We start from the raw sequence: 25533 nt of genomic DNA, 5'->3' as shown, positions 1-25533 counted from the left end.
CATGAGAACACCACGCCGCCAAAGCGGTTTCACCCTGTTGGAAATGCTTGCGGTGATCGTACTGCTGGGCATCGTTGCCACCATCGTCGTGCGCCAGGTCGGCGGCAATGTGGACAAGGGCAAGTACGGTGCGGGCAAGGCCCAACTGGCCAGCCTGAGCATGAAGATCGACAGCTACGCCCTCGACGTCGGCGCACCGCCCACCAGCCTGCAACAGCTGGTAGACAGGCCCGGCGGCTATGCCAAGCCTTCGGACCTCAAGGATCCGTTCGGGCATGCCTTTGGCTATCGCTTCCCTGGCGAACACGGTGCGTTCGACCTGATTTTTTACGGCCAGGATGGCCAGCCGGGCGGCGAAGGCTACAGCGCTGACCTGGGCAATTGGGAGTAACGCTGCCATGTTCCAGCGCGGCTTTACCCTGCTGGAAATGCTGGTGGTGATCCTGTTGATCAGCCTGGCTGCCAGCGTGCTGGGGCTGGGTGTGCGCCAGGGTCTGCAGGCGGCGAAAGAGCGGCGGGCGGTGGGGCAGATGGTGGAGGCGCTGCGCACTACGCGGGCGGGCGCGATTGTGAGCGGGCAGGCCGCGCGTACCACGTTTGATTTGCGCGAGCGCACCTTCCAGGCGCCGGGGAGGGCACTGCAACGGTGGCCGGCGCAGCTGCGCGTCACGCTGCACACCGCCGAACAGGTCGGCCCTGCCGTCGAGTTTTACCCTGACGGCAGCTCCACCGGCGGCAACCTTCTCGTGGCCAACGGTACCCGACGTTGGCGTATCGACATCGGCTGGCTCACCGGCAGCGTGCAGTCCAAGGCGCTGCCATGAAGCGCCAGGCCGGGTTCACGTTGCTGGAGATGCTCGCCGCCCTGACGCTGATGGCGGTGTGCAGCACGGTGCTATTGGTTGCGTTTGGCCAGAGCGCGCGCTCGTTGTCCCAGGTTGCCCACAGTGACCGACTCACCCACGCGGCGCTGACGATTTTCGACCAGGAGGCCGCAGGGCGGTTGGGCATTGGCGTCAGCCAGGGCGAACTGGACGGCATCCACTGGCAACTGACCACCACCCGGCCGCAACCGCGTCTTTTTCGTCTCGACCTGGTCCTCAGCGAGGGCCCGCACCAGGCCCGTTTCAGCACCTTGAAGGCACGCCTGTGAAGCGCCGCGAGCAGGGCTTCACCTTGCTGGAAATCCTCGTGGTGCTCAGCTTGCTTGGCGTTTTGCTGGTGCTGGTGGGTGGGGCATTACTGGGGGCCAATCGGGCTGTGTCCAAGGCGCAGTCCTATACGGTGAGCCTGGACGAAGTACGCGCCGCGCAACAGTTTTTGCGCACGGCAATCAGCGAGGCGTTGCCGCTGGCGGTGGGCGAGGGTGATGGTTTTTTTGTCGGCACGGCGCAGCGTCTGGAGTTTGTCTCGACCTTGCCCGGTGTGCTCGGCGGGGGGATCCACCGGTTCAGCCTGCAACGGGTCGAGCAGGATCTGCAGGTCGGGTTTTCTCAGCGTGAACCCCAGGTGCTGCTGAACAACATCGAGGCTGTGCAATTCAGTTATCGCGGCGTGTCACCGCTGGGTCAACCCACTGGGTGGGTCAGTGAATGGCCATGGCCCAGGCGCCTGCCTTCTGCGGTGCGCATCGCAGCCAGCGTCGAGGGGCCGGTGCCCTGGGTCACCCAGGTGATTGCGCTGCGGCTCAACCTGGCCGGCGGGAGTGTCGAAGAATGAAGCGCCAGCGCGGTGCGGCCTTGCTGCTGGTGTTGTGGGTGCTGGCGTTGCTCAGCGTGTTGCTCGGCGGCCTGGCGGGGTGGGTGCAACTGGAAAGCCGCCAAGCCCTGTGGCTGCGCCAGCATACCCAGACCGTCCTGGCTGCCGAAGCGGGTATCGCGCAGGTCATGGCCGATCGACGCTGGGTTGCCGATGGTCGCGATATACCCCTGGCCTTTGACGATGCTCAACTGCACGTGAGCCTGCGCAGCGAGCGCGGCAAGCTCTACCTGATCAACGCCGAGCTGCAGGACTTTACCCGTCTTGCCCTGGCCTGCGGCGCCACTGCAGCCCAGGCGACGCAACTGGCCAAGGCCCTCGAAGCCCGCCGTCACCAGGGCCTGGCACCGTTTCGGGTATTGGAAGAAGTGCGCCAACTGCCCGGCATGACCCAAACCCTCTACAGCCAATTGCTCCCCGAGATCACCCTGTGGAGCGACCTGGATCGCCCCGATCCCGCCTTTGCCAGCCCACTGATGCGCAAGGCGCTGAACCTGCCGCGCCAGAACGCCGAAGGGGGCGACCCTGGCGAAGTGCTGGTGGTCGACAGCCGCGCCGAACGTCCCGGCGGTTATCAGGCGCGGCTGCAAGTCACCGTTTTATTGAGCCCATCGGAGGACAGCGCACAACCCTACCGGGTGTTGCGTTGGCAAGAATGAATCGACTGGAACCCATCGCCCGCTATTGGCGTGGCAGCCTGCTGCAGCAGGGCTGGCGTGTGTGGCTGAGCGAGTTGCGCGCCTGCGTGCCGAGTTGGCTGGCACGGCAAGAGCCGCCCGAGCAGGTCCACCACTGGCCGCTGGCGGCGCCGGTCGCGGCGAGCAGCACGCGCCAGGTGCTGATGCTCGCCGCTGACGCTGTGCTGGTGCAACGCGTGCAACTGCCGCTGGCCGCCGGGCGCAATCTGAGTGCCGTGGTCGGGTATGAACTGGACCGTTACACCCCGTACGAGGCCGACCAGCTTTACTTTGTCGCGCGTCAGGAACGCCGCACGCCCACCCATCTTGAGGTGACGCTGGTGGCGATCCTGCGCGAGCGCCTGGACCAGATCCTCGTCGACTGCGCCGGCCTTGGCCTGCATCCCCATCGCGTGGACGCGGCCCACCTGGGTATCGACCTATTGCCTGCTCCGTTGCGCCCACGTCAGCGCCCGGCCGGCATGGGCCTGCAACGCAGCCTGCCGTGGCTGTGCGGTGCCTTGCTGATCGCGGCAATGCTGCTGTGGCTCAACGACCGCCAGCGTGTCATCGACGCCATGCACGCCAGTGTCCAGCAGCAAAAAGCCCAGGTCGCCGAGGTGCACGCCCTGCGCCAGCAACTGCTCAACACCCGGGGCGCGGCGCAGTACCTCACCCGGCGCAAACTGGCGCAACCGCCATTGGCGGCGCTGCTCAACGACCTGACGACTTGCCTGCCCGCCGACACCTGGCTGGATCAATTGGATGTGAAGGACGGCGAGATTTCCCTCTCCGGCCAGAGTGCCAAGGCCAGTGCGTTGATCACCCGTATCAAAGGCTGCCGCAGCCTGGAAAACGCCCAGTTCGAAGGGGTGATCCAGCCCGATGCGCGCACCGGCAAGGACCAGTTTGCCTTGCGCGCCCACCTACGCCAGGAGGCCGCCGATGCGCCGACCCCTCACACCCCGTGAACGCCGCGGCGCCGCCTTGCTGGTGCTGGCCGTGGTGGTCGGCACGGCCTACTGGCTGCTGGTCGACAGCTGGTTCGCCGGCCCGTTGCGCGACATGGGCGAGCAGGCCGAGCAACTGCGCGAACAGCAGCAACGGTACGCCGGTGTACTGCGCCAACGCGACGCGCTGCGCCAACAGCTTGAGCAGGCGCAGCAGGACCCGGCCAGCAGCACCAGCCTGCTACCGGGGGATGACCCCGATGTGGTGGCCGCCGACCTGATGCAACGCCTCGCCGACCTGGTCAACAGCCACGCCAACCTGGGGGGCGGTTGCAGCCTGACCCAGCGCAAGCCCATCACCCCGGAGCAGGACGACGGTGAACCCTATCGTCAGGTCAAGGTCAGCCTGACCCTCAACTGCGCCATCGAACCCCTGGAAGCGCTGCTGCATGAGCTGGAGTACCAGCCGCCGTTCCTGTTTGTGGATGAACTGCGCATCCGCCGCAGCCAACAGGCGCCGGCCAGTGGCGGTGCGGGCAAGCTGGTGGTGCACCTGCTGGTGCGCGGTTACCTGCAACCGGCGCGGGTGACGCCATGATCGGCAGATTGCGCCCCGTGGAGTGGGGCTTGCTCTGCTTGGCCGGGCTGCTGGGCCTGTTGATGGCGGTGATCCTCAGCAGCATCGGTGATGAGCCGCAGTGGTTGCCCGAACCGCCTACTCGCGCCCACCCTTCGACCAGGGTGCAAGTAGCGCCCACGGTGGCCCTCGAGAACCTTGCGGCCACTTGGCAAGCCCCGTTGTTCAGTCCGGATCGCAGCCCGGATCGCGTTGTGGGCAAGGCACAGGTCACCAGCCTGGCCAATCTCACCCTCAGCGGCATCATGATCACCGGCAACCTGCAGATGGCCATGCTCAAACAGGTCGATGGCCCACTGCTGACCGTTCGCCTGGGCCAGGCCCTGCCCAATGGCTGGCGCCTGGACCACCTCACCCCGCAATACGCCCGATTCAGCCTGGATGGCCGCACCCAGACCTTGAGCCTCTACGCCAAGCGCCTGCCGCCACCGTCCAACCGGCCCCCCCTTACTTTGCCCCGCGAGCCCCTCCCTTGATCGACATGCGCACCTCAACGTTTTGCCTGGCCACTGCTCTCGCCTTGGGCGGCTGTGGCACCTTCCCCGACCGTCTCGAACCCGACGACGACCTGCTGCACGAAGCCATGCAGGGCACCGGCGTGCAACGCCCACCGGCTGAGCAGCCCGTGCCTGAAACAGCGGCGCAGCCCTTGGCGAAATCCCCGCCGCAGCGCCAGCTGATTCGCGGCAACCAGCAGTTCGTGCGTGCGCCCGCAACGCAGCCGGTGGCGAAGGAGGAGGGCGGCGATATTGTGTTCAACTTTGCCGACCAGCCCATCGAAGCCGTGATCAACAGCGTGATGGGCGACCTGCTGCACGAAAACTACAGCATCGCCCAAGGCGTGAAGGGCAACGTGAGTTTTTCCACCTCCAAACCGGTGGACAAGCAACAGGCGCTGTCGATCCTCGAAACCTTGCTGTCCTGGACCGATAACGCGATGATCAAGCAGGGCAATCGCTACGTGATCCTGCCCGCCAACCAGGCGGTGGCGGGCAAACTGGTGCCGCAGATGAGCGTGGCCGCACCGTCCAGTGGCCTGTCGGCGCGGCTGTTTGCGCTGCGCTATATCTCCGCCACCGAGATGCAGAAACTGCTCAAGCCGTTCGCCCGCGAGAATGCATTCTTGCTGGTCGACCCGACGCGCAACGTGCTGAGCCTGGCCGGTACGCCCGATGAACTGGCCAACTACCAAGACACCATCGACACCTTCGACGTGGACTGGCTCAAAGGCATGTCGGTGGGCGTTTTCGGTCTGCAACGGGCTTCAGTGGCGGAGTTGATGCCCCAGTTGCAAAGCATGTTCGGCCCTGACAGCGGCATGCCCCTGGCCGGCATGCTGCGCTTTTTGCCGATCGAACGGACCAACTCGGTGGTGGCGATTTCTTCCCAGCCGCAGTACCTCAGTGAAGTGGGCGACTGGATCCGCACCATCGACGAGGGCGGTGGCAACGAGCCGCAGATGTACGTCTACGACGTGCGCAACATGAAGGCTGCCGACTTGGCCAAGTACCTGCGTCAGATCTACGGCACCGGCGCGATCAAGGACGATACGCCGGCCAAGGTTGCGCCAGGGTTGCGCACCACCACCTTATCCTCACCCACCAACGGCGGCTTGCAGAACACCCCGCCGGCGGCTGAAGAGCCGGAGCCGGAAGAGAAAGAAGTCGCGCCTGCCAGCGGCCTCGAAGCCGGCACCCGCATCACCGCGCAAAAGAGCAGCAACCAACTGTTGGTGCGCACCCGGCCCGCGCAGTGGAAAGAGATCGAAGCGGCGATCAAGCGCCTCGACAACCCGCCCCTGCAAGTGCAGATCGAGACCCGCATCCTTGAAGTCAAATTGACCGGTGAACTGGACCTCGGGGTGCAGTGGTACCTGGGGCGCCTGGCGGGTAATTCCTCCAGCAACACCGTCGCCAATGCCTCCGGCAGCCAGGGCGCACTGGGGGGTGGTGGGGCAGGGCTGGGGGCGACGGACTCGTTGTTCTATTCGTTCGTCAGCTCGAATTTGCAGGTGGCGTTGCACGCCCTGGAAACCAACGGCCGTACCCAGGTGCTGTCGGCGCCTTCGCTGGTGGTGATGAACAACCAGCCGGCGCAGATTCAGGTAGGGGACAACATTCCCATCAGCCAGACCACCGTCAACACCGGGGATGCGGATACCACCTTGAGCAGCGTCGAGTATGTGCAGACCGGGGTGATCCTCGACGTGGTGCCGCGGATCAATCCGGGGGGCTTGGTGTATATGGATATCCAGCAGCAGGTCAGTGATGCCGAGAACCAGAGTGGTGACAGCGACACGCCGGTGAACCCGCGTATCTCGACGCGTTCGGTGTCGACGCAGGTGGCGGTGCAGAGTGGGCAGACGGTGTTGCTGGGGGGGTTGATCAAGCAGGACAACGGGGAGAGCGTGAGTGCTGTGCCGTATCTTGGGAAGATTCCGGGGTTGCGGTGGTTGTTTGGGAGTACGAGTAAGTCGAAGGATCGGACGGAGTTGATTGTGTTGATTACGCCTAAGGTGATTACCAGCAGTGGGCAGGCGCGGCAGGTGACGGATGATTATCGGCAGCAGATGCAGTTGTTGCGGCCTGGTCAGTAGGTGTACATATCCGTTTCTTAGGTAACGGCTACTTAAGGTTCCGCTCTTACAGCGGGTCACTTTTGGAAGGACCCAAAAGTAACCAAAAGGTCCTCGCCCCAACACTCGGCACCTCGCCTAGGCTCGGTGTGCCCTCACTCCGGCTTGAATCCGTGGGCCGCCGCGATGGGCCATCCGTGGCCCAGCGCGGCTAACCCGGCGTCCTGCCGGGTTACCCACGGATTCAAGCCTGCGTTCGGCCAGCGTGTTTGACGGGGCGCCGAAGATCAAAAGCCAAAGCGCGGCGGCCTGGTAGCCGACCGGCTTCTGGAAGCTGGTCTCGGTCCAAATGTGGGAGCGGGCTTGCTCGCGAAAGCGGTGCGTCAGCAATTACATCTCTAACTGATCCACCGCTTTCGCGAGCAAGCCCGCTCCCACAATTTAGATCTCCTACATCAGGCAGATATCAAACGGCTCTGGCTCTGGCTCTGGCTTTGGCTTTGGCTTTGGCTCTGTTTTTGATTTTGATCTTAGGCGCCCCGTCAAACACGCTGGCCGGAATTCGACAGGGATTTGGGGGGTAAACCGGCAGGGATGCCGGTTTAGCCGCCCCGCGCCATGGATGGCGCGGGGCGGCGGCCCCCCAAATACCTGTCGGATTACGGGCACACCGAGCCTAGGCGAGGTGCCGAGTGTTGGGGCAAGAGCCTTTTGCTTACTTTTGGGCTTTTCAAAAGTGAGCCGCTGTAAGAGCGGAACCCTAAGTGGCCGTTACCGCAGCAACGGATATGTACTCATGACCAATTGCAAAAAAACATTACCAATAAGAATAAAGCATCAATCAAATAATGAAATCCAAGAATATTAGCTTATACCCAAATAGCATTATATTTTTAAAATCCATTCCGTTATGTTTGAACTCAACAGCCTACCCCTGACCTCGGATGGTACCAATCTAGATTCGGATTCTGCGCTGCCACCCCGCAGCAGAATCGTTGGAAGGGAGTTCAACGTATGTTGCCAATTCAAACCTCGCTCCACACCTAGCCCCAAATCGCCCTGACACCCCAGAAAAAAACCGAGCACCGCGCCCACCCGCGTGACTGCCCGACTTCGCGATTTGGAAACGCAGGAATGCATATGAAGCGAGCCTTACACCCAACCGCCACTCTGGCACTGGCCATCCTGGCCAACACCGCCCAAGCCCAGGACGACAGCACCCTGTCCACCGTAGTGGTCACCGGCAACCGCGGCGCCGAGCAGCGCACGGTCACCAGCAGCCCGGTGCCGATCGACGTGGTCAGCGCCAAGCAATTACAGAACACCGGCAAGCCCGGCCTCATGGAAGCCCTGAGCGCCGTTATCCCGTCCCTGACCCTGCCGGAAAAAACCGGTTGGGACGCCAGCGGCATCGCCCGGGCCCCCAACCTGCGCGGCCTGAGCGCCGCCGAAGTGCTGGTGCTGGTCAACGGCAAGCGCCGTCATACCGCTGCCACCCTGAACATCAACGGCATCAACACCGGCGCAGCCCCGGCCGACCTTGACCTGATCCCCATCAGTGCCATCGACCACGTGGAAGTCCTGCGCGACGGCGCCGCCGCCCAATACGGTTCCGACGCCATCGCCGGGGTGATTAACGTGATCCTCAAGGCCGACACCAGCGGCACCTCGGTGACCAATGTCGGCCAGGGTTACGACGGCAAGAAACAGACCGTGCAGCAAAGCCTCAACAAGGGTTTCGAGATCGGCAACGGCGGCATTGTCCAACTGGCCCTGGACGCCCGCAGCCAGAATGACGACAACAAGGCCAGCGCCAACGGCTACACCTACGCGCAAGCCTACGAGCAAGCCGGGCGGTCGACTTATGGTGGCTACGGCACACCCAAGACCAACCTGCTGACCCTGGGCTACAACGCCGAGCTGCCGATCGATGACAGCTTCAGCCTGTACTCCTTCACCACCTATTCACGTCGTAAGGCCGAGCAGGGGCAGAACTTCCGCCTGCCGACCATCACCAACACCATCACCACCGGCCCGAACGGTTACCCAGGCGGCTACACGCCTACGTGGTTTATCGACGAGGACGATTTCCAGGCCGCATTCGGTGGCAAGGGCACCGTTGGCGAGTGGGATTGGGACTTCTCCACCACCTACGGGCGCAACGACGCGGAGCAGGGCACCACCCATAACCAGAACCCGTCGTTGGGCGAGGCCACGCCGAATCACTTTACTTCCGGTACGTGGATTTCCACCGAACTGACCACCAACCTCGATTTCAAGCGCGGCTTCGATATCGGTCTGCAAAAACCCTTGGACCTGAGCGTCGGCTTCGAGCATCGGCGCGACACTTATGAGGTGCAGGCCGGTGACTATGAGTCCTATGCCAACGGCGGCTACTGCGTGGCACCGGGGAATTGCGCGTCGTCGGGCGCGCAGGTCACCAACGGCATTTCGCCGGATGAAGAAAGCAGCGCCTCGCGCAACAGCCTGGCCAGTTACGTCGACGTGGGCTTCAACCCGGTGCCCGACTGGTACGTCGGCACTGCGTTTCGCTACGAGCACTACAACCAGGGCGTCGGCGCCACGCGCAGCGGCAAGCTGACCACCCGCTATGACTTCACCCCGCAGTTCGCCGTGCGCGCCACTGTCAGCAACGGTTTCCGCGCGCCGTCCCTGGCCAATAGCCTGTTCAGCGCACGCTCCACCACCTATGGCGTGGTGGACGGCGTGTACCAGTCGATCAACTACGGCGTGTTGCCCGTGGGGTCCGCCGCGGCCCAAGCCCTGGGTGCCCAGCAGTTGAAGCCGGAGCGCTCGACCAACTTCAGCCTCGGTTTCACCCTCACGCCCACCGACCGCCTGAGCTTCACCGCCGACGCCTACGTGATCAACCTGCGCGACCGCATCACCCTCACGGGCACTTTGCTCGGTCCCGAGATCACCCAGGTATTGCAGAACAACGGCATCAACTCCACCTCCGGCGGCCAGTACTTCATCAACGGCGCCGACACCCGCACCAAGGGCCTCGACCTGGTCAGCAACTACAACCAGGACCTCGGCCAGTACGGCTCGCTGAAGTGGACCGCCGCGTTCAACTGGAACCAGACCAAAATCCTCAATTACAAGGAGTCGACCAACATCCTCGGCACCTCCTACGAGCTGATGAACCGCGAGGCGCGCAACCTGATCACCGGCGTGCAGCCCAACACCAAGCTGATCCTGGGCGGCGACTGGAGCATCGATCGCTTCAACCTCAACCTGGCCCTGACGCGCTACGGCTCCTACAAGGAGGTGAACTCATCGGCCAATCGCGACCTGGACCGCATCTACAGCGCCAAGTGGATCACCGATCTCGACCTTGGCTACAACCTCACCAAAGACCTGAACATCGCCGTCGGCGCCAAGAACCTGTTCGACATCTACCCCAAGAAACAAGGGGTGCCGAGCAGCACCATGGTCAGCAGCTACGGCGTCTATTCGCCCTACGGTTTTACCGGCGGGTACTACTACACCCGCTTGACCTATGCCTTCTGAGGCCGAGGAATACACCATGCCCATTGTCGCCAAATCCTATGACCTGATTGAACAGCCCGCCCCGGTGCGCCAGGCCCGTGTCTCCACGCCGATCAAGGCCCTGCAGGTGGTGCCCGCGCGGCATCCCTGGCGCTGGGCCGGGTCGATTTTCGCCGCGCTGGTGCTGCTTGGCATCGTGCATTCCCTGGCCACCAACCCGCGCTGGGAGTGGGGGGTATTCGGCCAGTGGTTCTTCTCGCCGTCGGTGTTGCGCGGCCTGGGGCAGACACTGTTGCTGACCCTGCTGAGCACGGTGTTCAGCATCATCCTTGGCACCGCGCTGGCGTTGGCGCGACTGTCAGGCTCGCCGCTGCTGGCGGCGTTGGCCTGGGGCTATATCTGGTTTTTCCGCTCGATGCCGGCGTTGCTGGTATTGATCATCCTCTACAACTTTGCCTACCTGTATGACCACATTGTGCTCGGCGTGCCGTTCACCTCAGTGGTGTTTGCCGAGTGGTCCACCGTGGATGTGCTCAGCCAGTTCACCGTGGCCGTGCTGGGCTTGAGCCTGATGCAGGCGGCGTACGCGGCGGAGATCATTCGCGGCGGCCTGATCGGTGTCGACGCCGGCCAGCATGAAGCGGCGGCGGCCCTCGGTCTGCCGGCCTCGCGACGCATCTTTCGGATCATCCTGCCGCAAGCGCTGCGTTCGATCCTGCCATCGGGGTTCAACGAAATCATCGGCCTGGTCAAGGGTACGTCCATCGTCTACGTGCTGGCCCTGCCCGAGCTGTTCTACACCGTGCAGGTCATCTACAACCGCACCCAGGCGGTGATCCCGCTGCTGATCGTCGCCACGGTCTGGTACCTGATCATCACCACTGTGCTCACCAGCGCGCAGTATTACGTCGAACGCCACTTTGCGCGTGGCGCCGCGCGGGTGCTGCCGCCCACGCCGTTGCAACGCCTACGCGGTTGGTTGAAGGAGAAAACCCATGGCTGAAGCACGCGCCGGGCGCATTCAGATCCAGGGCGTGGGCAAGCGCTTTGGCAACCAGCAGGTGCTCAAGGACATTGATCTGACGATCGATCCGGGCAAGGTCACGGTGATCCTCGGGCCTTCCGGCTCGGGCAAGTCCACCTTGCTGCGCACCATCAATCACCTGGAGAAAATCGACAGCGGGCATATCACCATCGACGGTGAATACGTCGGCTACCGCCGCAAGGGCGACCTGCTCTACGAACTGAAAGAGCGCGAGATTCTCAAGCGCCGTATCGACGTGGGCTTTGTGTTCCAGAACTTCAACCTGTTCCCGCACCTGACTGCCTGGGAAAACGTCGCCGAAGCACCCCTGGCCCATAAACGCTGGAGCAAGGCTGACGCCCAAGCCAAGGCGGCCGAGCTGCTGGACAAGGTCGGCCTGGCGGACAAGGTCGATGCCTACCCGCGCCAGCTCTCCGGCGGCCAGCAACAGCGCGTCGCCATTGCCCGCGCCCTGGCGCTGGACCCCAAAGTGCTGCTCTTCGATGAGCCCACCTCGGCCCTAGACCCGGAGCTGGTGGGTGAAGTGCTCGACGTGATCAAGGGCCTGACCCAACTGGGCGTGACCCTGGTGATCGTCACCCATGAGATCGGCTTTGCCCGTGAGGTGGCCGACCACGTGGTGTTCCTCTGCGACGGTCAGTTGATCGAAGAAGGCCCGCCCGAACAGATTTTCCGCCAACCCCGACATCCCCGCGCCAAAGCCTTTCTCGGCAAGGTGCTTTAGTTCAAGGAGTGACTGCCCATGTTTATCGCGACTACCCGCGCGGCCTTGCTGGCGCTTGCCGTCAGCACCGCGCAAACCGCGTTTGCCGTGCAACAGGTCGATCTCAGCCCCGACCGCGTGCGCATCCATGTACCGCGCAACGAGGCGGCCATCGCGCAGATCCCGCCAGGCTTCAAGTTCGCCCAGCCGGGGAAATTCACCGTGGCCGTGTCCGGCGTGGCCGGGCCACCCTTGGCGCTGCTGGCCAACGACGACAAGACCACCATCGGCAGCGAGGCCGACACGGCGCAGCTTGTTGCTGATAGTTTGGGCCTGCAACTCAACGTGGTGCAGACCAGCTGGGAAGACTGGCCCCTGGGCGTCAGTTCGGGCAAGTACGACGCGGTGATCAGTAACGTCACCGTGACCGAGGCGCGCAAGAAGCGTTTCGACTTCGCGACTTATCGCCAGGACGTGCTCGGGTTCTATGTGAAGAGCACCAGCAAGATCAGCGCGATCAAGGAGGCGGCGGACATCGCCGGGCTGAAGATCATCGTCGGTTCCGGCACCAACCAGGAAAAAGTCCTGCTGGCCTGGAATGACGCCAACGAAAAAGCCGGCCTCAAGCCCGCGCTGTTGCAGTACTTCGACGACCAGGCGGCCGCCCAGTTGGCCGTGCAATCCGGGCGCAGCGACGCCCTGTTCGGGCCCAACTCGGTGTACGCCTATTCGGCGGCAATCACCGGCGGTATCAAGCGCGTCGGCACGGTGAATGGGGGCTGGCCTTTAAAAGCCGACATCGCGGTGACCACGCGCAAGGACAATGGCCTGGTCAAGCCGATCCACACCGCCCTGGAAGGCGCGATTGCCGGCGGCCAATACGAACAGGTGCTGCAACGCTGGGGCCTGGATATCGAGCGCGTCGACCAGTCGTTGATCAACCCACCGGGCCTACCGGATTAAGGAGCATCGAACATGGGACTGACACGACGTGAAGCGCTGTCGAGCATCGCTGCGGTGGGCGGTGAGCAGGCAGTCAAGGATGCGCTGGCGGCATTGGGCCTGGGGCCGTCGTCCCACCGGCGCCCGCAACCGCTGAAACTCAAGAGCGGCCTGGGGCAGGGCACTCGCGTGCTGGTCCTGGGGGCTGGGATCGCGGGGTTGGTCACTGCGCTGGAGCTGACCCGCGCCGGGTTCGACGTGCAAGTGCTGGAAGCCCGTGAACGGGCGGGCGGTCGTACCTGGACAATCCGCAACGGCGACCGCGTGGACTACAAGGATGGCCGCACACAAACCGCCGCGTTCGACCCCGGGCATTACTTCAATGCCGGGCCGGCGCGGATTCCCAGCCAGCATCGCACCATTCTCGACTATTGCAGCGAGTTGGGCGTGCCACTGGAGGTGCTGGTCAACAGCAGCCATGGCGCCCAGGTGCGGCCGGATGTGAGCAAGCCGGCGTTCACCGTCGGCCAGGCGATCAACGATGCGCGTGGACACCTCTCCGGCTTGCTGGCCAAAGCCGTGCAGCGCGATGCCCTCGATGATGTGTTGAGCGCTGAAGAACGCACACGGCTGCTGGCGTTCCTGCAGGTGTATGGCGATTTGTCCCAAGCATTGGCCTTCGAGGGCACGCTGCGTTCGGGGCACCTGGAGTCGCCTGCCCATCCCGGCGCATTGCCCGCCAGCCGCCGTCCGTTGGCGCTGGACCAATTGCTGCACCCGGAACTGTGGGGCGCGCTGCTGCACACCGAATTCCCCGAGTTCTCCGCGACCATGTTCCAGCCGGTCGGCGGCATGGACCGCATCACCGATGCTTTCTACCAGCGCGTCAGGGGCCATGTGCAACTGGGTGCCCAGGTGCGGCAGATCCGCCAGTTGGAAGACGGCGTGGCGGTGACCTATCACGACACACTCAGCGGCCGCGAGCAGGTGGTACGCGCCGATTATCTGATCTCGACATTGCCGCTACCGCTGCTGGCCCAACTCGACACCGATTTCAGCGACCCGATCAAAGCCGCCCTGCTCAGCACCCGCAGCGACCAGGCCACCAAAGTCGCGTGGCAGTCGCCGCGGTTCTGGGAAACCGACTACCGCACCTACGGCGGCCTGTCGTGGATCGAGCACCCGGCGCGCCTGCTGTGGTACCCGAGCAACGACCTCAACACCCGCGAAGGCTTGCTGGTGGCGGGTTACGTGACGGGGGAGGGCGCTGACGTCTTTGGCGCGCAACCGTTCGACAAGCAGTACGCCACCTCCAAGGAGGCGGTTGAGCTGTTGCATCCGGGCTATTCCAAACACCTGCGCAACCCGCTGGCGGTGTCCTGGGAACAGATCCCCTACAGCGAAGGCCCGTGGCTGCAACGTGAACACTTCCCGGCCGACGCCAGCGCCTTGCTCGAAGCCGGGCATGGCCGGGTGTACTTCGCCGGCGACGGCCTGGTGCAAAGCGGCGTGGGCATCTGGCAGGAATCGGCGGCCAACTCGGCGCGCCATGTGGTCGGGCAACTGGCCGAACGGGTAACCCAACAACGACACAGCGCGGCACTGGCCGCCTCCTAAGGAGCATCATCATGAGCGACAGCATTCAACGCACCAGCGTCGGCGATTTCCCGATTTCGCAGACCGTGACCGTGCCGGCGTCTGCCAGCCTGATCTTCGTCAGCGGCACCTTGCCCGACCTGCACGATGCCAATGCCCCGGCGGGGACGCCGGCGGCCTATGGCAATACGGAAATCCAGACGGTGTCGGTGTTCAACAAGATCCGCAAGATCCTGCGCCAGCAGGACCTGGACCTTGGGGATATCGTGCAGTTGCGCGTATTCCTGGTGGGCGCCGAAGAGACCGCTGGCAAGCTGGATTTCGCCGGCTTGCAGGCGGGCTACACGCAGTTTTTTGGCACGCCGGAGCAGCCGAACAAACCGGCACGTACCGCGCTGCAGGTGGTGGCGTTGCCATTGCCCGGCGCGTTGGTTGAAGTGGAGGCGATCGCTGCAAGAGCAGTGTGAGGCTCATCGGCTCTTTGCAATCACACCGCTCATGTATTGGTTCAAATCGCGGAAGTCGTTAACCCTCCAAGCGAACGGCGCCAGCTTTACGCCGTTCTCTCGCAAGGTCCTCGGGATCAAGTCGCCATTGGGGCGAAGGATGATCGACGAAACAATAACGCCTGGATAATCACTCAGGCGTTTTTTGAACGCAGCGGTGGTCAGGTCGGGGGTGGGGGGATTGCTCTTGTTGGCCAAGGGGCCTGTGCCTTTGATATCGGCGCCGTGGCACATCGCACACCGTTGGTTAAAGAGGGTTTTCCCGTTGAGGTTATCCGCAACGGACAGTGAGGGCTGGGCCAGCGATAACAGGCCGAGCCCAGCGATAAGTACCCGTTTCATATCCATATGACCTTGTGGCTTGAATCAGATTGGGATCGAGGGAAGAACCTGATGTCAGCGCGTTGAGTTTGAAAGGCCGCCATTCTCCTTTTTTTGCCGTGACCGTGTCCAAGGCTGCTTCGACGGCCTGTGCGCGGTTATGTCAGTTACGGATGTTTTATCCTTATGTAAATCAGTATTTTTAATAATTAGCATAGATCTACAAAGCCTTTCACAAGCCCCGCTCGCGGGCATTAAGGTCGATCTCCACAGGCCAGCACCGCTGCCATCCACGGAGGAATACCTTGATGCCCGCCTCATCCCGACAACTCAAGTTCGGCGCCATTCTTACCGGTGTCGGCACCGCACAAAACGAATGGCTGCACCCGCAGATCCCCGGCGATGCGAGTGTGGATATCGACTGGTACCGCGCCCAGGCCCGGCAGGCGGAAGCGGCCAAGTTCGACCTGGTGTTCATCGTCGACAGCCCCTACATCACACCGGACTCCGCGCCCCACTTCCTTAACCGCCTAGAGCCGTTGACGCTGCTCTCGGCCATCGCCGGCGCCACCTCGAAAATCGGCCTGGTGGCAACGCTGACCACGTCCTACACCGAACCCTTCAACGTCGCGCGGCAGTTTGCGTCCCTGGACCACATCAGCGGCGGCCGCGCCGGGTGGAACGTGGTGACCACCGGCCTGGAAGGCGCTGCCGGCAATTTTGGCCGTGAACAGCACATCGACCACACCGAGCGCTATCGCCGGGCGGCCGAGCACCTGGAAGTGGTGCAGGGGCTGTGGGATTCCTATGAGGACGATGCCTTTGTGCGCGACAAGCAAAACAAGGTGTTCCTCGACCCGCAGCGCCAACACCGTCTCGACCATCACGGCGAGTTTTTCTCCGTCACCGGGCCGCTGAATATTTCACGTTCGGCCCAGGGCCAACCGGTGATTTTCCAGGCGGGGATTTCCGAGTCCGGGCGCAACCTGGCGGCGAACTATGCCGAGGGGATTTTTGCCGGCGTGGGTAATTTCGAAGACGCCCAGGCGTACTACCGCGACATCAAGCAACGCACGGCCGCCGCCGGGCGCAACCCCGATCACGTGACCATCCTGCCCGGCATCTCGCCGATCATTGCCGACACCGACGAGCAGGCCCAGGCCATCGACCGCGAGCGCAATGGCGAGCTGGACCTGGACAAGGCGCTGGTGCAATTGGGGCGGCCGTTCAACTACCACGACTTCAGCCAGTACGCGCTGGATGAGCCATTTCCTGAGTTGGGCGACCTGGGTAGCAATGGCTATCGCGGGCATGCGGAGAACATCAAGCACGTCGCCCGTGAGCAGGGGTTGACCTTGCGTCAGGCGGCGTTGCGCTTTGCCAAGCCGTTTTCCAGCTTTGTCGGCTCGCCCAAGACCGTGGCGGATGAGATTGAGCGCTGGTTTGTGGAGGGCGCGGTGGATGGGTTCAACATCCATGTGGGCGCGCCGGAGGATTTTGCGCGGTTTACTGACCAGGTGTTGCCGCTATTGCGGGCGCGGGGCTTGTTTCGCAGTGAGTACAGCCACAGTACGTTGCGCGGGCACCTGGGGCTGCCGGTGCCGGTGAATCGGTATACGGCGGCATCCCAGGCCCGTTCAGCCGCGCGGGCTACTCTTGCAACTGCAACGCCTGCTGCTTGAGCTGACGCTTTTGCTCAAACGGCAACGTCTCATCATCCCCATACGGCGCGCTGTACCAGTTTCCGTACGTCGGGTTGGGCAGCAAGAACCAGCGCTGCCCGAGCCAATTCATATAAGGCTGCACCGCCTTGCGTTGATCCGCGAGGGTGTTGTGTTCGGCCTGCACGAAGTCCCCCAGGGAGTCCCCGGCCATCAGCAATACACGGGCATGGCTGGCGACCCATTGGCGGCGGCAGTTCTTGCCGTAGCCGGTACTTTCGCAGTGGCCGGTGGGGGTACTGGCGGCGAGCACTTGTTCTGCGCTTTCAACCGGGAAACCCCGCAGGCGCAAGTTCTTCACGGTGGCCGCGACCTGGTTGTGTTCGCGGTTGGTGAGGTAGTAAACCTTGATACCTTTTTGCTGCGCCGCTTGCAGGAAGGCAACCGCACCGGGCAAAGCCTCGGCCCTGGCCTGGTCGACCCAGGTGTTCCAGCGATCGTAGGAATAGACCTGGTTGTTGACCACATCGCGGGCGTTGAGCGGCACGTTGTCCAGCAGGGTTTCGTCGATATCGACCACGACCGCCGGTGGCAAGCCGTTCAGGTTGCGTGGCGCAAAGGGCAGGGCGTCCCAGGTGGGATCGGCCAATGCCACGTCCAGTTGACGGGTGGCATTGGCGAAGAGCTGACGGTAGATCAACTCATGCTCGATGGAGGTTTGGGTCCAGAGCACGGCGTCGAGTTGGTCGTTGGCCGGCGGCGTATGTTGGCAGCCCGCCAGCAGAAGCAGGCTGGCGAAGATCAGGTTGCGCATTGAACAATGAGCCTCGAAAAGCAGACGTAGGTGGTGCGACGAGCGGTCAATAGGGCTCGCCGACATGAGTGCAAGCGATCAGCCTCGGTATCGCTCGTCGGAGAAGACTTTCGTAGAGCGTATTGAACCGTAGCTCCAGGGAGCCGTCCGGTTGCAGGATGATGACACCCGCCAGTTTGTCATGATAGTTGCGCTCTTCATGAAAACCACTGTTGTCGGTAAACAGCATCAACAGGCCGCGCTCTGTTCGGGTGATGTCGTAGATTCCCTTGGTTCCATTGACGGTTTTTTCGAACAGCGCCAGCATGGCATCGTGTGTAGGCTGGCCGGGGCTCACGGATGTGGGGTAGTGCTGGTTCAGTATCAACCCCATGCCTGAGTTCGCGATGTGCCCGGCAAGTATCGGCCAGTTGCCTTGCGCATTAGCATTCAGCACATGCCCCATGGAGCTAGACATGTCGATAATCAGGCGGGGCAGTGGTAACGCGTATTCAGTGACTGCACGGCGAAAATGCAGGCGCAACTGATGCGTCGAGATTGCATTAGTGGGTGTGACCCCGGCGAATGCTTCGCAGCGCTCACTGACGTTTTTATCGCCGTTGCGTGTGCACAGTTCGGCGAGTTTCTTCGGCTGGCAGGCGGGCACTGGCCCGTAGTTGGCGAGGGCCACGAGTGCCTGGGTGTTGACTCTGGCGTAGTCGTACAGTGCTTCATTGAAGTTTCGGGTATTGGCGCGGGCGTACTGCTTGGCTTCCAGTACATACACAATCCGTTGTGTCCCATCGGCCAGGTGCTGAACGAGCGAATAGTCAGGTTGAATGTTCTGGCTGCGACCGTCGCCGGCCAGTTTGACACCGGGGTTGGCGACGCGAAGCTCCGCCATCAGGTCGAGCACATTGTTGCTCACATGCAGCTTGGCAATGAGCGTGGGTCTGAAGGCAAATGTGAGGCCGTTGTCCTGGGCCATCAGTTGAAAACGTTCGTCCGATTGCTTGAGCTCACGTCGCAACAGCGTGATGAGCCACACAGAGTAGAGCTGTGAGCGTTGTTTCCAGATGGGCAGGTCGAGCAGGTCTTCCAGTTCACGTGACACAGGTCGGGGTGGGACGATCTGTGAGTGGGTGTTGATGATGGCCTCGATTCTTCTCGCCAGTCCGTCTCTCTGTGACAGAGGCACACGCTGTTGGCAATACCAGAGCAGCGGCAAGAGGTGAAACCGCGCAATGTGATCGTCCTGCGCGTGCGCTAGTCGGGATTCACTCCATTGATTGATCGGGGCTCTTTCTGGCCTGGAGGGGTCATCGTTGCGTCGAGCGCTGCGCAGATCATCCTGGCTGGTGTAGCGGCCGGTGCGTTGGCACAACTGTTCAATCAGGCTGGCCAGTGGCGCAAGTACCTGGGTAAGTGAGTCGGATAGCCTAGGCTCGGGCAGCGGCACAGGTCTTGTATAGGGCCATTGCGGGTCATCCATCCAGCTTTTCGCGGGTGTATCTATCCGGGGCGCGAACCCCGTATTGTCCATTCCAGGCGTTTCCCTTAGCGCTTGGAACACACCATTACTGATGAGCCTCAAGTCGTCAAAGTCATAGGCCCGTTGCGGGATCATGTTGTCGAGGTTCTTCAATATCTCCCGTGCCCGACGAAACGCATCGACGTTGAAGGGTACTTTGCCAGCCTGACCAAAATCGAACTCGATCAGCAGTCGCTCATTGCTGTGGGAGACGCCGCCTTCAGCGAACAGTTCATAGATGTCATTGAGCATCATGCCGAAAGGCTGTAAGGCGTTCAGAACTGCGACCAGGAAAGACGTGGTATCGACTGCGTGCTGTTTCAGATAGTCGCCAATGCCTTCGGACGGTGGAATATGCAACGCCGCGCGCAGGTCTGCGACGAATTGTTTGTCGTGGCTCTTGGGTGCCAGGCGTCCTGCTGAGTTCAGGCTGTCCCACAGGTCAGCAGCTGTTTTAATCGTCACGGATCTTCCTTGATTGGGGTTGCTGGCTATTAGCCATAATTCGACAAATGTGGGATGGTACCCCACTCAAGGAAATCATGCGCCTGACAGGATCATCATGAACGCACAACAAGGTCTTTACGAAAACATCACGCTTATTGACGTCCAGCTGGCGTCTGTCTATTACCCGATTCTGGTTGATCTGGCCCAACACAAGCACTGCTTGACGTATTCCGAACTGGTCGATCGCGCCAAGAGCGAGAACCCGGATCATCCTGTGGTTAAAAATGCTATTCCCGTCTCTACCGGACGGCGACTCGATGTGGTCAGGCTGTTCACCAATGAGCGGGAACTGCCAGACCTGACATCGTTGGTAATCAGCAAAGGTTCGGGAGAGTGTGGCAGCTTTTTTACTCGACACTTCGATCCGGTGGCTGCGCGTAAGCAGGTCTTTGAATTTGACTGGAGCACCGCGACAGCCGATTTCGATGGTTTCGTCAGTGTGACCGAACAAACGGTGAAACCTCGCAAAAAGGTCAAGAAGCCCCAAGCCCTGCAGCGGATGGCGGCTTATTATCAAGCGAACAAAGCCACCCTGCCGGTGAAGGTCAGTGAGTATAGAGAGGCCATTATCGACCTCATCATGGAGGGCTTCTCGGATGAAGAAGCCTACGCGATGGCTCTTCGCTGAAAAACAGGTTGGTTAGCCTCATCAATTGTCCAGTGAGGCCGGCCGGGTCGAATGCGTGTCCCTCCGACCCAGCGTTCATGTGTGCAGTGGTCGAGCCAATAGGCTTGGCCTTCAAGCACTTCAACCCCCAATGCCGTCAGCGTCAACACGCGTTGCGGCCACACGTTTTGTGCTTCTGCCTCCATGAGCAAAGGGCTGTCACCGTCAATTAACGGCCGCAACAGTGCATGAAACATCATGTCTCCCAGGAACGGCAGCGGTTCGCGCTTGCCCATTAACTCAGCAAACACCCGGCCAAACGGCACCGGTCCTGCTTCGGCGATGTAGCTCAGTGACAGGCGCTCGGTGAGCGACAAGCCATCGCGCACGCCCGGTAATTCCTGCAATTGGCGCAACAGCGCAGGTGCCAGCAAGGGCAATACCGAATGGGTGCCGTGGGCCAGTTCCGCCAGGCGTTCGGGAGAGGGGGAGCAGTACGCGGCCCAGGCGCGTTTGGCCAAATGCACCGCGTCGTCACCGAGCCGTCGTCGCTGCGGCCAGAGCCAGGCCAGTACATCGGGTGCCAATTGGCCGATCCCGATAAAGCGCTCGACACCGGGTACGCGGTCCACCTCGATCAGCTCCAGTTTGCGCGGCGCCTGCTCAAGACTGGCGAGTGCACGAATCAGGAACAGTTGGTCGTAGGCATCCGCTTCGCACCACAGCACGCTATGATCGGCGTTGGCCAAGGCGTCGAGCTGGTCATATTCATCAGCGACGCGGCGCGCTGCTTGGGTTTTGTCCAGGGCGAAAGCCTGGCTGATAAACGTACTGCGCATGGCGCGGAATGCTTCGCTGGGCACATCACGAACCGGCCCCATGCACAGTGGGTCGGTGAGCATCTTGAAGTCGCCCTTGAACCCGGCGATCTGCAGGCTGTGGGCAATGTCATTGCCGCAACGCCAATGGGTGGTGCGGGGTTCGTCGCTGGCGGCGAAGTCGGGGTGGTGGGCGGCGAAGTCGATGGCATCGACATGGGCCTTGAGCCTCGGCCAACTGCGGAAACCCAACTGCTTGGCGATCGCCCATTGCGCCTGGGACAGGGTCGCATTCGGGTCTTGGCTTTTCAGGTGTGGCAGCAATTCCTTGGCGCGCTTGCGCTGCTGCGTGAGGTTGAGGCGGCCATCGGTGTTGACGTGTCGGGACATACGATCTCCTTGCACAAACCTTTTCCGCTTTAAGGTTGGGAGTCGTAGAGAATGAGGGTGTTGCAGTGTCTTGGGCGCAGCCCTTTCCGCGGAAGGTGGCGTAGAGAGCGCCAGGCAAGGAATATAGGCAGTGAAGTTTTTGATTGCAAGCCGTTCAAGCGAGTAATGAGTTCATGACCGACACCGCATTAATCGAAGCCCGCGCCCTCACGCGCATGGACGAGCGCCGCCACGTGGCCTTACTCCAGCCCACCGATTTCACTTTGCAACCAGGCGACCGCGTTTCGATCACCGGTGCGTCCGGCTCCGGCAAAAGTGTGTTCCTGCGCGCGCTGGCGCTGCTGGATGCACCCACGTCCGGGCAGATCCTGTGGAACAACCAGCCGATCGGCAACGCACAGATTCCCCACTACCGCTGCCACATCAGCTACCTGTCGCAACGCCCGGCGCTGCTCGAAGGCTCGGTGGAAGACAACCTGCGCTTTCCCTTCAGCCTCAAGACCTCACGCAAGCGCCGCTTCGACCTGGTGACCGTCACCACATTGCTGGGGCACGCCGGCAAGGCACCGGACTTTCTGGCCAAGCGCGCCGCCGACCTGTCGGGCGGCGAATCCCAGGTGGTCTCGTTGATCCGCACCCTGCAACTCAACTCCGAAGTGCTGCTGCTGGACGAGCCCACCGCCGCCCTCGACCCCACCTCATCCCGCGAAGTGGAAGCGCTGATCGACGCCTGGTTTGCCGGGGATCCGTCCCGCGCCTGTATCTGGGTCTCCCATGACCTGGACCAGGCGCGACGCATGAGTGACATCCATTTGCAGATGAGTGCCGGTGTGTTGAGCGGAGTGCCCCAGCCATGAATTATCAGAACCTCACCGCGCTCGACATGGGCATCGCCGCGTCGCTGATCCTTATCAATGGTGCACTCTCGCTGCTGCTGCGCCTGGGTTTGGGCCGCCAGTTGCTGTGGGCGGCGGTGCGCACCGTGGTGCAACTGTTGGCCATCGGTTACCTGCTGGGCTGGGTGTTCGAGTTCGCCTACTGGTACGTGGTGCTGCCGCTGATGTGTGCGATGACCCTGATCGCCGGCCTGTCGGCAGCGGGGCGTGGGCGACGGACTTATCGCGGGCAGCGCGCTGACAGCGTCCTGTCGGTGTGGGGCAGTTCATGGCTGGTCACGGCTGTGGGTTTGTTTGCGGTGATCCGAATCCACCCGTGGTACGAGCCGCAGTACGCGATTCCGATCCTGGGGATGATCCTCGGCAACACCCTGACCGGCGTGTCCCTGGGGATCGAGCGCATGACCCAGGAACTGACCTCGGGGCGCAACACCATCGAGATGATCCTGGCCCTCGGCGGCTCCCGTTGGGAAGCGGCGCAGGAAGCCATCCGCCAGGCAGTGCGCGCGGGCATGATCCCGACGCTGAACCAAATGACTGTGGTGGGCATCGTCAGCCTGCCCGGCATGATGACCGGGCAAGTGCTGGCGGGGGAAAGCCCGGAGGATGCGGTGCGGTATCAGATCGTGATCATGTTTCTGATTGCCGCGTCGTCGGCGCTGGGCACGGTAGGGGCGGTGTTGCTGACCTATCGGCGGTTGTTTTCCAGTAGCCATCGATTCCTGCGGGATCGCCTCGTAGAGCGTTGAGGCGCCACGACGACGATCAACTGTGGGAGCTGTCGAGCCCTGGCGAGGCTGCGAAGGCGGCGGCATTGGTGGCATTTTTTTCGCCTGAGATACCGCTATCGCAGGCAAGCCAGCTCCCACAGGTGATCGGCTGTGTGGGCGGGATTTGAGCCATGACGACGATCAACTGTGGGAGCTGTCGAGCCCTGGCGAGGCTGCGAAGGCGGCGGGACTGCTGGCATTTTTTTCGCCTGAGATACCGCTATCGCAGGCAAGCCAGCTCCCACAGGTGATCGGCTGTGTGGGCGGGATTTGAGCCACGACGACGATCAACTGTGGGAGCTGTCGAGCCCAGGCGAGGCTGCGAAGGCGGCGGGACTGCTGGCATTTTTTTCGCCTGAGATACCGCTATCGCAGGCAAGCCAGCTCCCACAGGGGATCGGCTGTGTGGGCGGGATTTGAGCCGTGACGAGGGTCAACTGTGGGAGCTGTCGAGCCCTGGCGAGGCTGCGAAGGCGGCGGGACTGCAGGCATTTTTTTCGCCTGAGATACCGCTATCACAGGCAAGCCAGCTCCCACAGGGGATCGGCTGTGTGGGCGGGATTTGAGCCGTGACGAGGGTCAACTGTGGGAGCTGTCGAGCCCTGGCGAGGCTGCGAAGGCGGCGGCATTGGTGGCATTTTTTCCGCCTGAGATACCGTTATCGCCGGCAAGCCAGCTCCCACAGGGGATCGGCTGTGGGGGCGGGATTTGAGCCGTGACGAGGGTCAACTGTGGGAGCTGTCGAGCCCAGGCGAGGCTGCGAAGGCGGCGGGACTGCTGGCATTTTTTTCGCCTGAGATACCGCTATCGCAGGCAAGCCAGCTCCCACAGGGGATCGGCTGTGTGGGCGGGATTTTGCCATGACGACGGTCAACTGTGGGAGCTGTCGAGCCCCGGCGAGGCTGCGAAGGCGGTGTGGCTGCTGGCATTTTTTTCGCCTGAGATACCGCTCTCGCAGGCAAGCCAGCTCCCACAGGGGGGCGGCTGTGTGGGCGGGATTTGAGCCATGACGACGGTCAACTGTGGGAGCTGTCGAGCCCTGGCGAGGCTGCGAAGGCGGCGGGACTGCTGGCATTTTTTTCGCCTGAGATACCGCTATCGCAGGCAAGCCAGCTCCCACAGGGGATCGGCTGGGCGGGATTTGAGCCATGACGACGATCAACTGTGGGAGCTGTCGAGCCCTGGCGAGGCTGCGAAGGCGGCGGGACTGCTGGCATTTTTTTCGCCTGAGATACCGCTATCGCAGGCAAGCCAGCTCCCACAGGTGATCGGCTGTGTGGGCGGGATTTGAGCCACGACGAAGATTAACTGTGGGAGCTGTCGAGCCCCGGCGAGGCTGCGAAGGCGGCGGGACTGCAGGCATTTTTTTCGCCTGAGATACCGCTATCGCAGGCAAGCCAGCTCCTACAGGGGATCGGCTGTGGGGGCGGGATTTGAGCCACGACGAGGATCAACTGTGGGAGCTGTCGAGCCCCGGCGAGGCTGCGAAGGCGGCGGGACTGCTGGCATTTTTTTCGCCTGAGACCGCTATCACAGGCAAGCCAGCTCCCACAGGGAACAAGCTCAGATGGCGAGATTTTTGATTGTGTCCCAGTGAGTGATTGTTTCGCCAGATGAAATGCTGGATTGTAAATCCTGGTGATTCCAACGGTCGCGGCAGCGGTGGAACATGCGGGGGGTCGATAACCCCTTTTTTGGAGCCTTTCATGATCAAACTCTATGGTTTCCCGTTGTCCGGCCACTCCCATCGGGTCGAGCTGATGCTGTCCCTGCTGGGCCTGCCTACGGACGTTGTGCTGGTGGACCTCAAGCAAGGCGCGCACAAGGCCCCTGAATTTATTGCCACGGTCAACCCTTTCGGCCAGGTGCCAGCCATTGATGACAACGGTGTGGTACTGGCGGACTCCAATGCGATCCTGGTCTACCTGGCGAACACCTACGGCAAAGGCCAGTGGCTGCCGAGCGACCCGGTGGGCCAGGCCCGTGTGCAGCGTTGGCTCTCGGCCGCCGCCGGGCAACTCCACGCAGGGCCCGCGACTGCACGCCTTGCCCTGGTGTTTGGTGCCCAGGTGGACACCGCCGCCGCAATCAGCCGGTCCCACGCGTTGCTGAAATTGATGGAAACGCAGCTGGGCCAAAGCCGCTTCCTGGCCAGTGAGCAGCCGACCATCGCCGACGTGGCCTTCTACACCTACATCGCCCATGCGCCAGAAGGCAATGTGTCGCTGGCCGACTACCCTCAGGTGCGCGCCTGGCTCGCCAGCATCGAGGCGTTGCCGGGGTTCGTGGGCATGCCGCGCACGGCGGTGGGCTTGCAGTCGCAATAACTTTCTAGAG

General features: G+C 62.3%; 24 protein-coding genes. 20 read left to right on the top strand and 4 right to left on the bottom strand.

Annotated features, from left to right (window positions below):
* Position 1: 1 nt before the first annotated feature.
* The 15 genes from KUA23_RS20050 to KUA23_RS19980 all read left to right on the top strand — a co-directional run bounded on the left by KUA23_RS20050 (position 2) and on the right by KUA23_RS19980 (position 14863).
* Positions 2 to 391: a type II secretion system protein GspG gene (locus KUA23_RS20050; RefSeq protein ID WP_078049377.1), complete on the top strand. Its 390-nt coding sequence runs from the start codon at positions 2 to 4 to the stop codon at positions 389 to 391.
* Between the two features lie 7 nt (positions 392 to 398).
* Positions 399 to 824 carry a GspH/FimT family pseudopilin gene (locus tag KUA23_RS20045; RefSeq protein ID WP_214497862.1) on the top strand — a complete coding sequence of 142 codons (426 nt, stop codon included), beginning with the start codon at positions 399 to 401 and terminating at the stop codon, positions 822 to 824.
* On the top strand, positions 821 to 1153 hold the full coding sequence (locus KUA23_RS20040) for a type II secretion system protein (RefSeq protein WP_078049375.1): 333 nt from the start codon (positions 821 to 823) through the stop codon (positions 1151 to 1153). The genes KUA23_RS20045 and KUA23_RS20040 overlap by 4 nt, the downstream gene beginning before the upstream one ends.
* Positions 1150 to 1719: a type II secretion system protein GspJ gene (locus tag KUA23_RS20035; protein WP_099491124.1), complete on the top strand. Its 570-nt coding sequence runs from the start codon at positions 1150 to 1152 to the stop codon at positions 1717 to 1719. The genes KUA23_RS20040 and KUA23_RS20035 overlap by 4 nt, the downstream gene beginning before the upstream one ends.
* Positions 1716 to 2417, top strand: a complete 702-nt coding sequence (locus KUA23_RS20030; protein WP_252992725.1) for a general secretion pathway protein GspK — start codon at positions 1716 to 1718, stop codon at positions 2415 to 2417. The genes KUA23_RS20035 and KUA23_RS20030 overlap by 4 nt, the downstream gene beginning before the upstream one ends.
* On the top strand, positions 2414 to 3406 hold the full coding sequence (locus KUA23_RS20025) for a PilN domain-containing protein (protein WP_100490212.1): 993 nt from the start codon (positions 2414 to 2416) through the stop codon (positions 3404 to 3406). Before KUA23_RS20030 ends, KUA23_RS20025 begins: the two co-directional genes overlap by 4 nt.
* Positions 3381 to 3983 carry a type II secretion system protein GspM gene (gene gspM / locus KUA23_RS20020; protein WP_252992724.1) on the top strand — a complete coding sequence of 201 codons (603 nt, stop codon included), beginning with the start codon at positions 3381 to 3383 and terminating at the stop codon, positions 3981 to 3983. The genes KUA23_RS20025 and gspM overlap by 26 nt, the downstream gene beginning before the upstream one ends.
* A complete protein-coding gene (locus tag KUA23_RS20015) occupies positions 3980 to 4498 on the top strand; it encodes a hypothetical protein (RefSeq protein ID WP_346356351.1) in 519 nt (172 codons plus the stop codon). The genes gspM and KUA23_RS20015 overlap by 4 nt, the downstream gene beginning before the upstream one ends.
* A 5-nt stretch (positions 4499 to 4503) precedes the next feature.
* Complete coding sequence (gene gspD, locus KUA23_RS20010; protein WP_306428740.1) at positions 4504 to 6618, top strand: type II secretion system secretin GspD; 2115 nt, start codon at positions 4504 to 4506, stop codon at positions 6616 to 6618.
* A 1119-nt stretch (positions 6619 to 7737) separates the two neighbouring features.
* Positions 7738 to 10131 carry a TonB-dependent receptor plug domain-containing protein gene (locus KUA23_RS20005; protein ID WP_252992722.1) on the top strand — a complete coding sequence of 798 codons (2394 nt, stop codon included), beginning with the start codon at positions 7738 to 7740 and terminating at the stop codon, positions 10129 to 10131.
* Between the two features lie 16 nt (positions 10132 to 10147).
* A complete protein-coding gene (locus KUA23_RS20000) occupies positions 10148 to 11113 on the top strand; it encodes an amino acid ABC transporter permease (protein WP_252992721.1) in 966 nt (321 codons plus the stop codon).
* A complete protein-coding gene (locus KUA23_RS19995; protein WP_078049366.1) occupies positions 11106 to 11879 on the top strand; it encodes an amino acid ABC transporter ATP-binding protein in 774 nt (257 codons plus the stop codon). The genes KUA23_RS20000 and KUA23_RS19995 overlap by 8 nt, the downstream gene beginning before the upstream one ends.
* Positions 11880 to 11897: 18 nt before the next feature.
* Positions 11898 to 12821: an ABC transporter substrate-binding protein gene (locus KUA23_RS19990; RefSeq protein WP_078049365.1), complete on the top strand. Its 924-nt coding sequence runs from the start codon at positions 11898 to 11900 to the stop codon at positions 12819 to 12821.
* 12 nt (positions 12822 to 12833) lie between these two features.
* Positions 12834 to 14417: a flavin monoamine oxidase family protein gene (locus KUA23_RS19985; RefSeq protein ID WP_252992720.1), complete on the top strand. Its 1584-nt coding sequence runs from the start codon at positions 12834 to 12836 to the stop codon at positions 14415 to 14417.
* A gap of 11 nt (positions 14418 to 14428) precedes the next feature.
* Positions 14429 to 14863, top strand: coding sequence for a RidA family protein (locus tag KUA23_RS19980; protein WP_100490217.1), 435 nt, complete (start codon positions 14429 to 14431; stop codon positions 14861 to 14863).
* 3 nt (positions 14864 to 14866) lie between these two features.
* On the opposite strand, the gene KUA23_RS19975 is transcribed toward KUA23_RS19980, so the two are convergent.
* Positions 14867 to 15244, bottom strand: coding sequence for a c-type cytochrome (locus tag KUA23_RS19975; RefSeq protein WP_252994298.1), 378 nt, complete (start codon positions 15242 to 15244; stop codon positions 14867 to 14869).
* A gap of 287 nt (positions 15245 to 15531) precedes the next feature.
* On the opposite strand from KUA23_RS19975, the gene KUA23_RS19970 reads away from it, so the two are divergent.
* Complete coding sequence (locus tag KUA23_RS19970) at positions 15532 to 16905, top strand: LLM class flavin-dependent oxidoreductase (protein ID WP_214497854.1); 1374 nt, start codon at positions 15532 to 15534, stop codon at positions 16903 to 16905.
* Here KUA23_RS19970 and KUA23_RS19965 read toward each other — a convergent pair.
* Both KUA23_RS19965 and KUA23_RS19960 read right to left on the bottom strand, forming a co-directional pair.
* Positions 16874 to 17698, bottom strand: a complete 825-nt coding sequence (locus KUA23_RS19965; protein ID WP_252992719.1) for a 5'-nucleotidase, lipoprotein e(P4) family — start codon at positions 17696 to 17698, stop codon at positions 16874 to 16876. The genes KUA23_RS19970 and KUA23_RS19965 overlap by 32 nt on opposite strands.
* Before the next feature lie 46 nt (positions 17699 to 17744).
* Entirely contained in the window at positions 17745 to 19673 is a 1929-nt protein-coding gene (locus KUA23_RS19960) for a hypothetical protein (RefSeq protein ID WP_252992718.1), read from the bottom strand.
* A 97-nt stretch (positions 19674 to 19770) separates the two neighbouring features.
* On the opposite strand from KUA23_RS19960, the gene KUA23_RS19955 reads away from it, so the two are divergent.
* Entirely contained in the window at positions 19771 to 20343 is a 573-nt protein-coding gene (locus tag KUA23_RS19955; protein WP_252992717.1) for a hypothetical protein, read from the top strand.
* On the opposite strand, the gene KUA23_RS19950 is transcribed toward KUA23_RS19955, so the two are convergent.
* Positions 20322 to 21530, bottom strand: coding sequence for a DUF1835 domain-containing protein (locus tag KUA23_RS19950; protein WP_252992716.1), 1209 nt, complete (start codon positions 21528 to 21530; stop codon positions 20322 to 20324). The genes KUA23_RS19955 and KUA23_RS19950 overlap by 22 nt on opposite strands.
* Positions 21531 to 21703: 173 nt before the next feature.
* On the opposite strand from KUA23_RS19950, the gene KUA23_RS19945 reads away from it, so the two are divergent.
* The 3 genes from KUA23_RS19945 to KUA23_RS19935 all read left to right on the top strand — a co-directional run bounded on the left by KUA23_RS19945 (position 21704) and on the right by KUA23_RS19935 (position 25523).
* Positions 21704 to 22387 carry an ABC transporter ATP-binding protein gene (locus KUA23_RS19945; protein ID WP_252992715.1) on the top strand — a complete coding sequence of 228 codons (684 nt, stop codon included), beginning with the start codon at positions 21704 to 21706 and terminating at the stop codon, positions 22385 to 22387.
* Positions 22384 to 23175, top strand: coding sequence for an ABC transporter permease (locus KUA23_RS19940; protein WP_252992714.1), 792 nt, complete (start codon positions 22384 to 22386; stop codon positions 23173 to 23175). Before KUA23_RS19945 ends, KUA23_RS19940 begins: the two co-directional genes overlap by 4 nt.
* 1727 nt (positions 23176 to 24902) lie before the next feature.
* Positions 24903 to 25523, top strand: coding sequence for a glutathione S-transferase family protein (locus KUA23_RS19935; protein ID WP_078049357.1), 621 nt, complete (start codon positions 24903 to 24905; stop codon positions 25521 to 25523).
* Positions 25524 to 25533: the final 10 nt, after the last annotated feature.

The sequence above is a fragment of the Pseudomonas pergaminensis genome (assembly GCF_024112395.2).
GTDB classification, from domain to species: domain Bacteria; phylum Pseudomonadota; class Gammaproteobacteria; order Pseudomonadales; family Pseudomonadaceae; genus Aquipseudomonas; species Aquipseudomonas pergaminensis.
The sequence above is the reverse complement of the archived record's forward strand: the minus strand, read 5'-3'. Positions and strand labels throughout refer to the sequence as shown.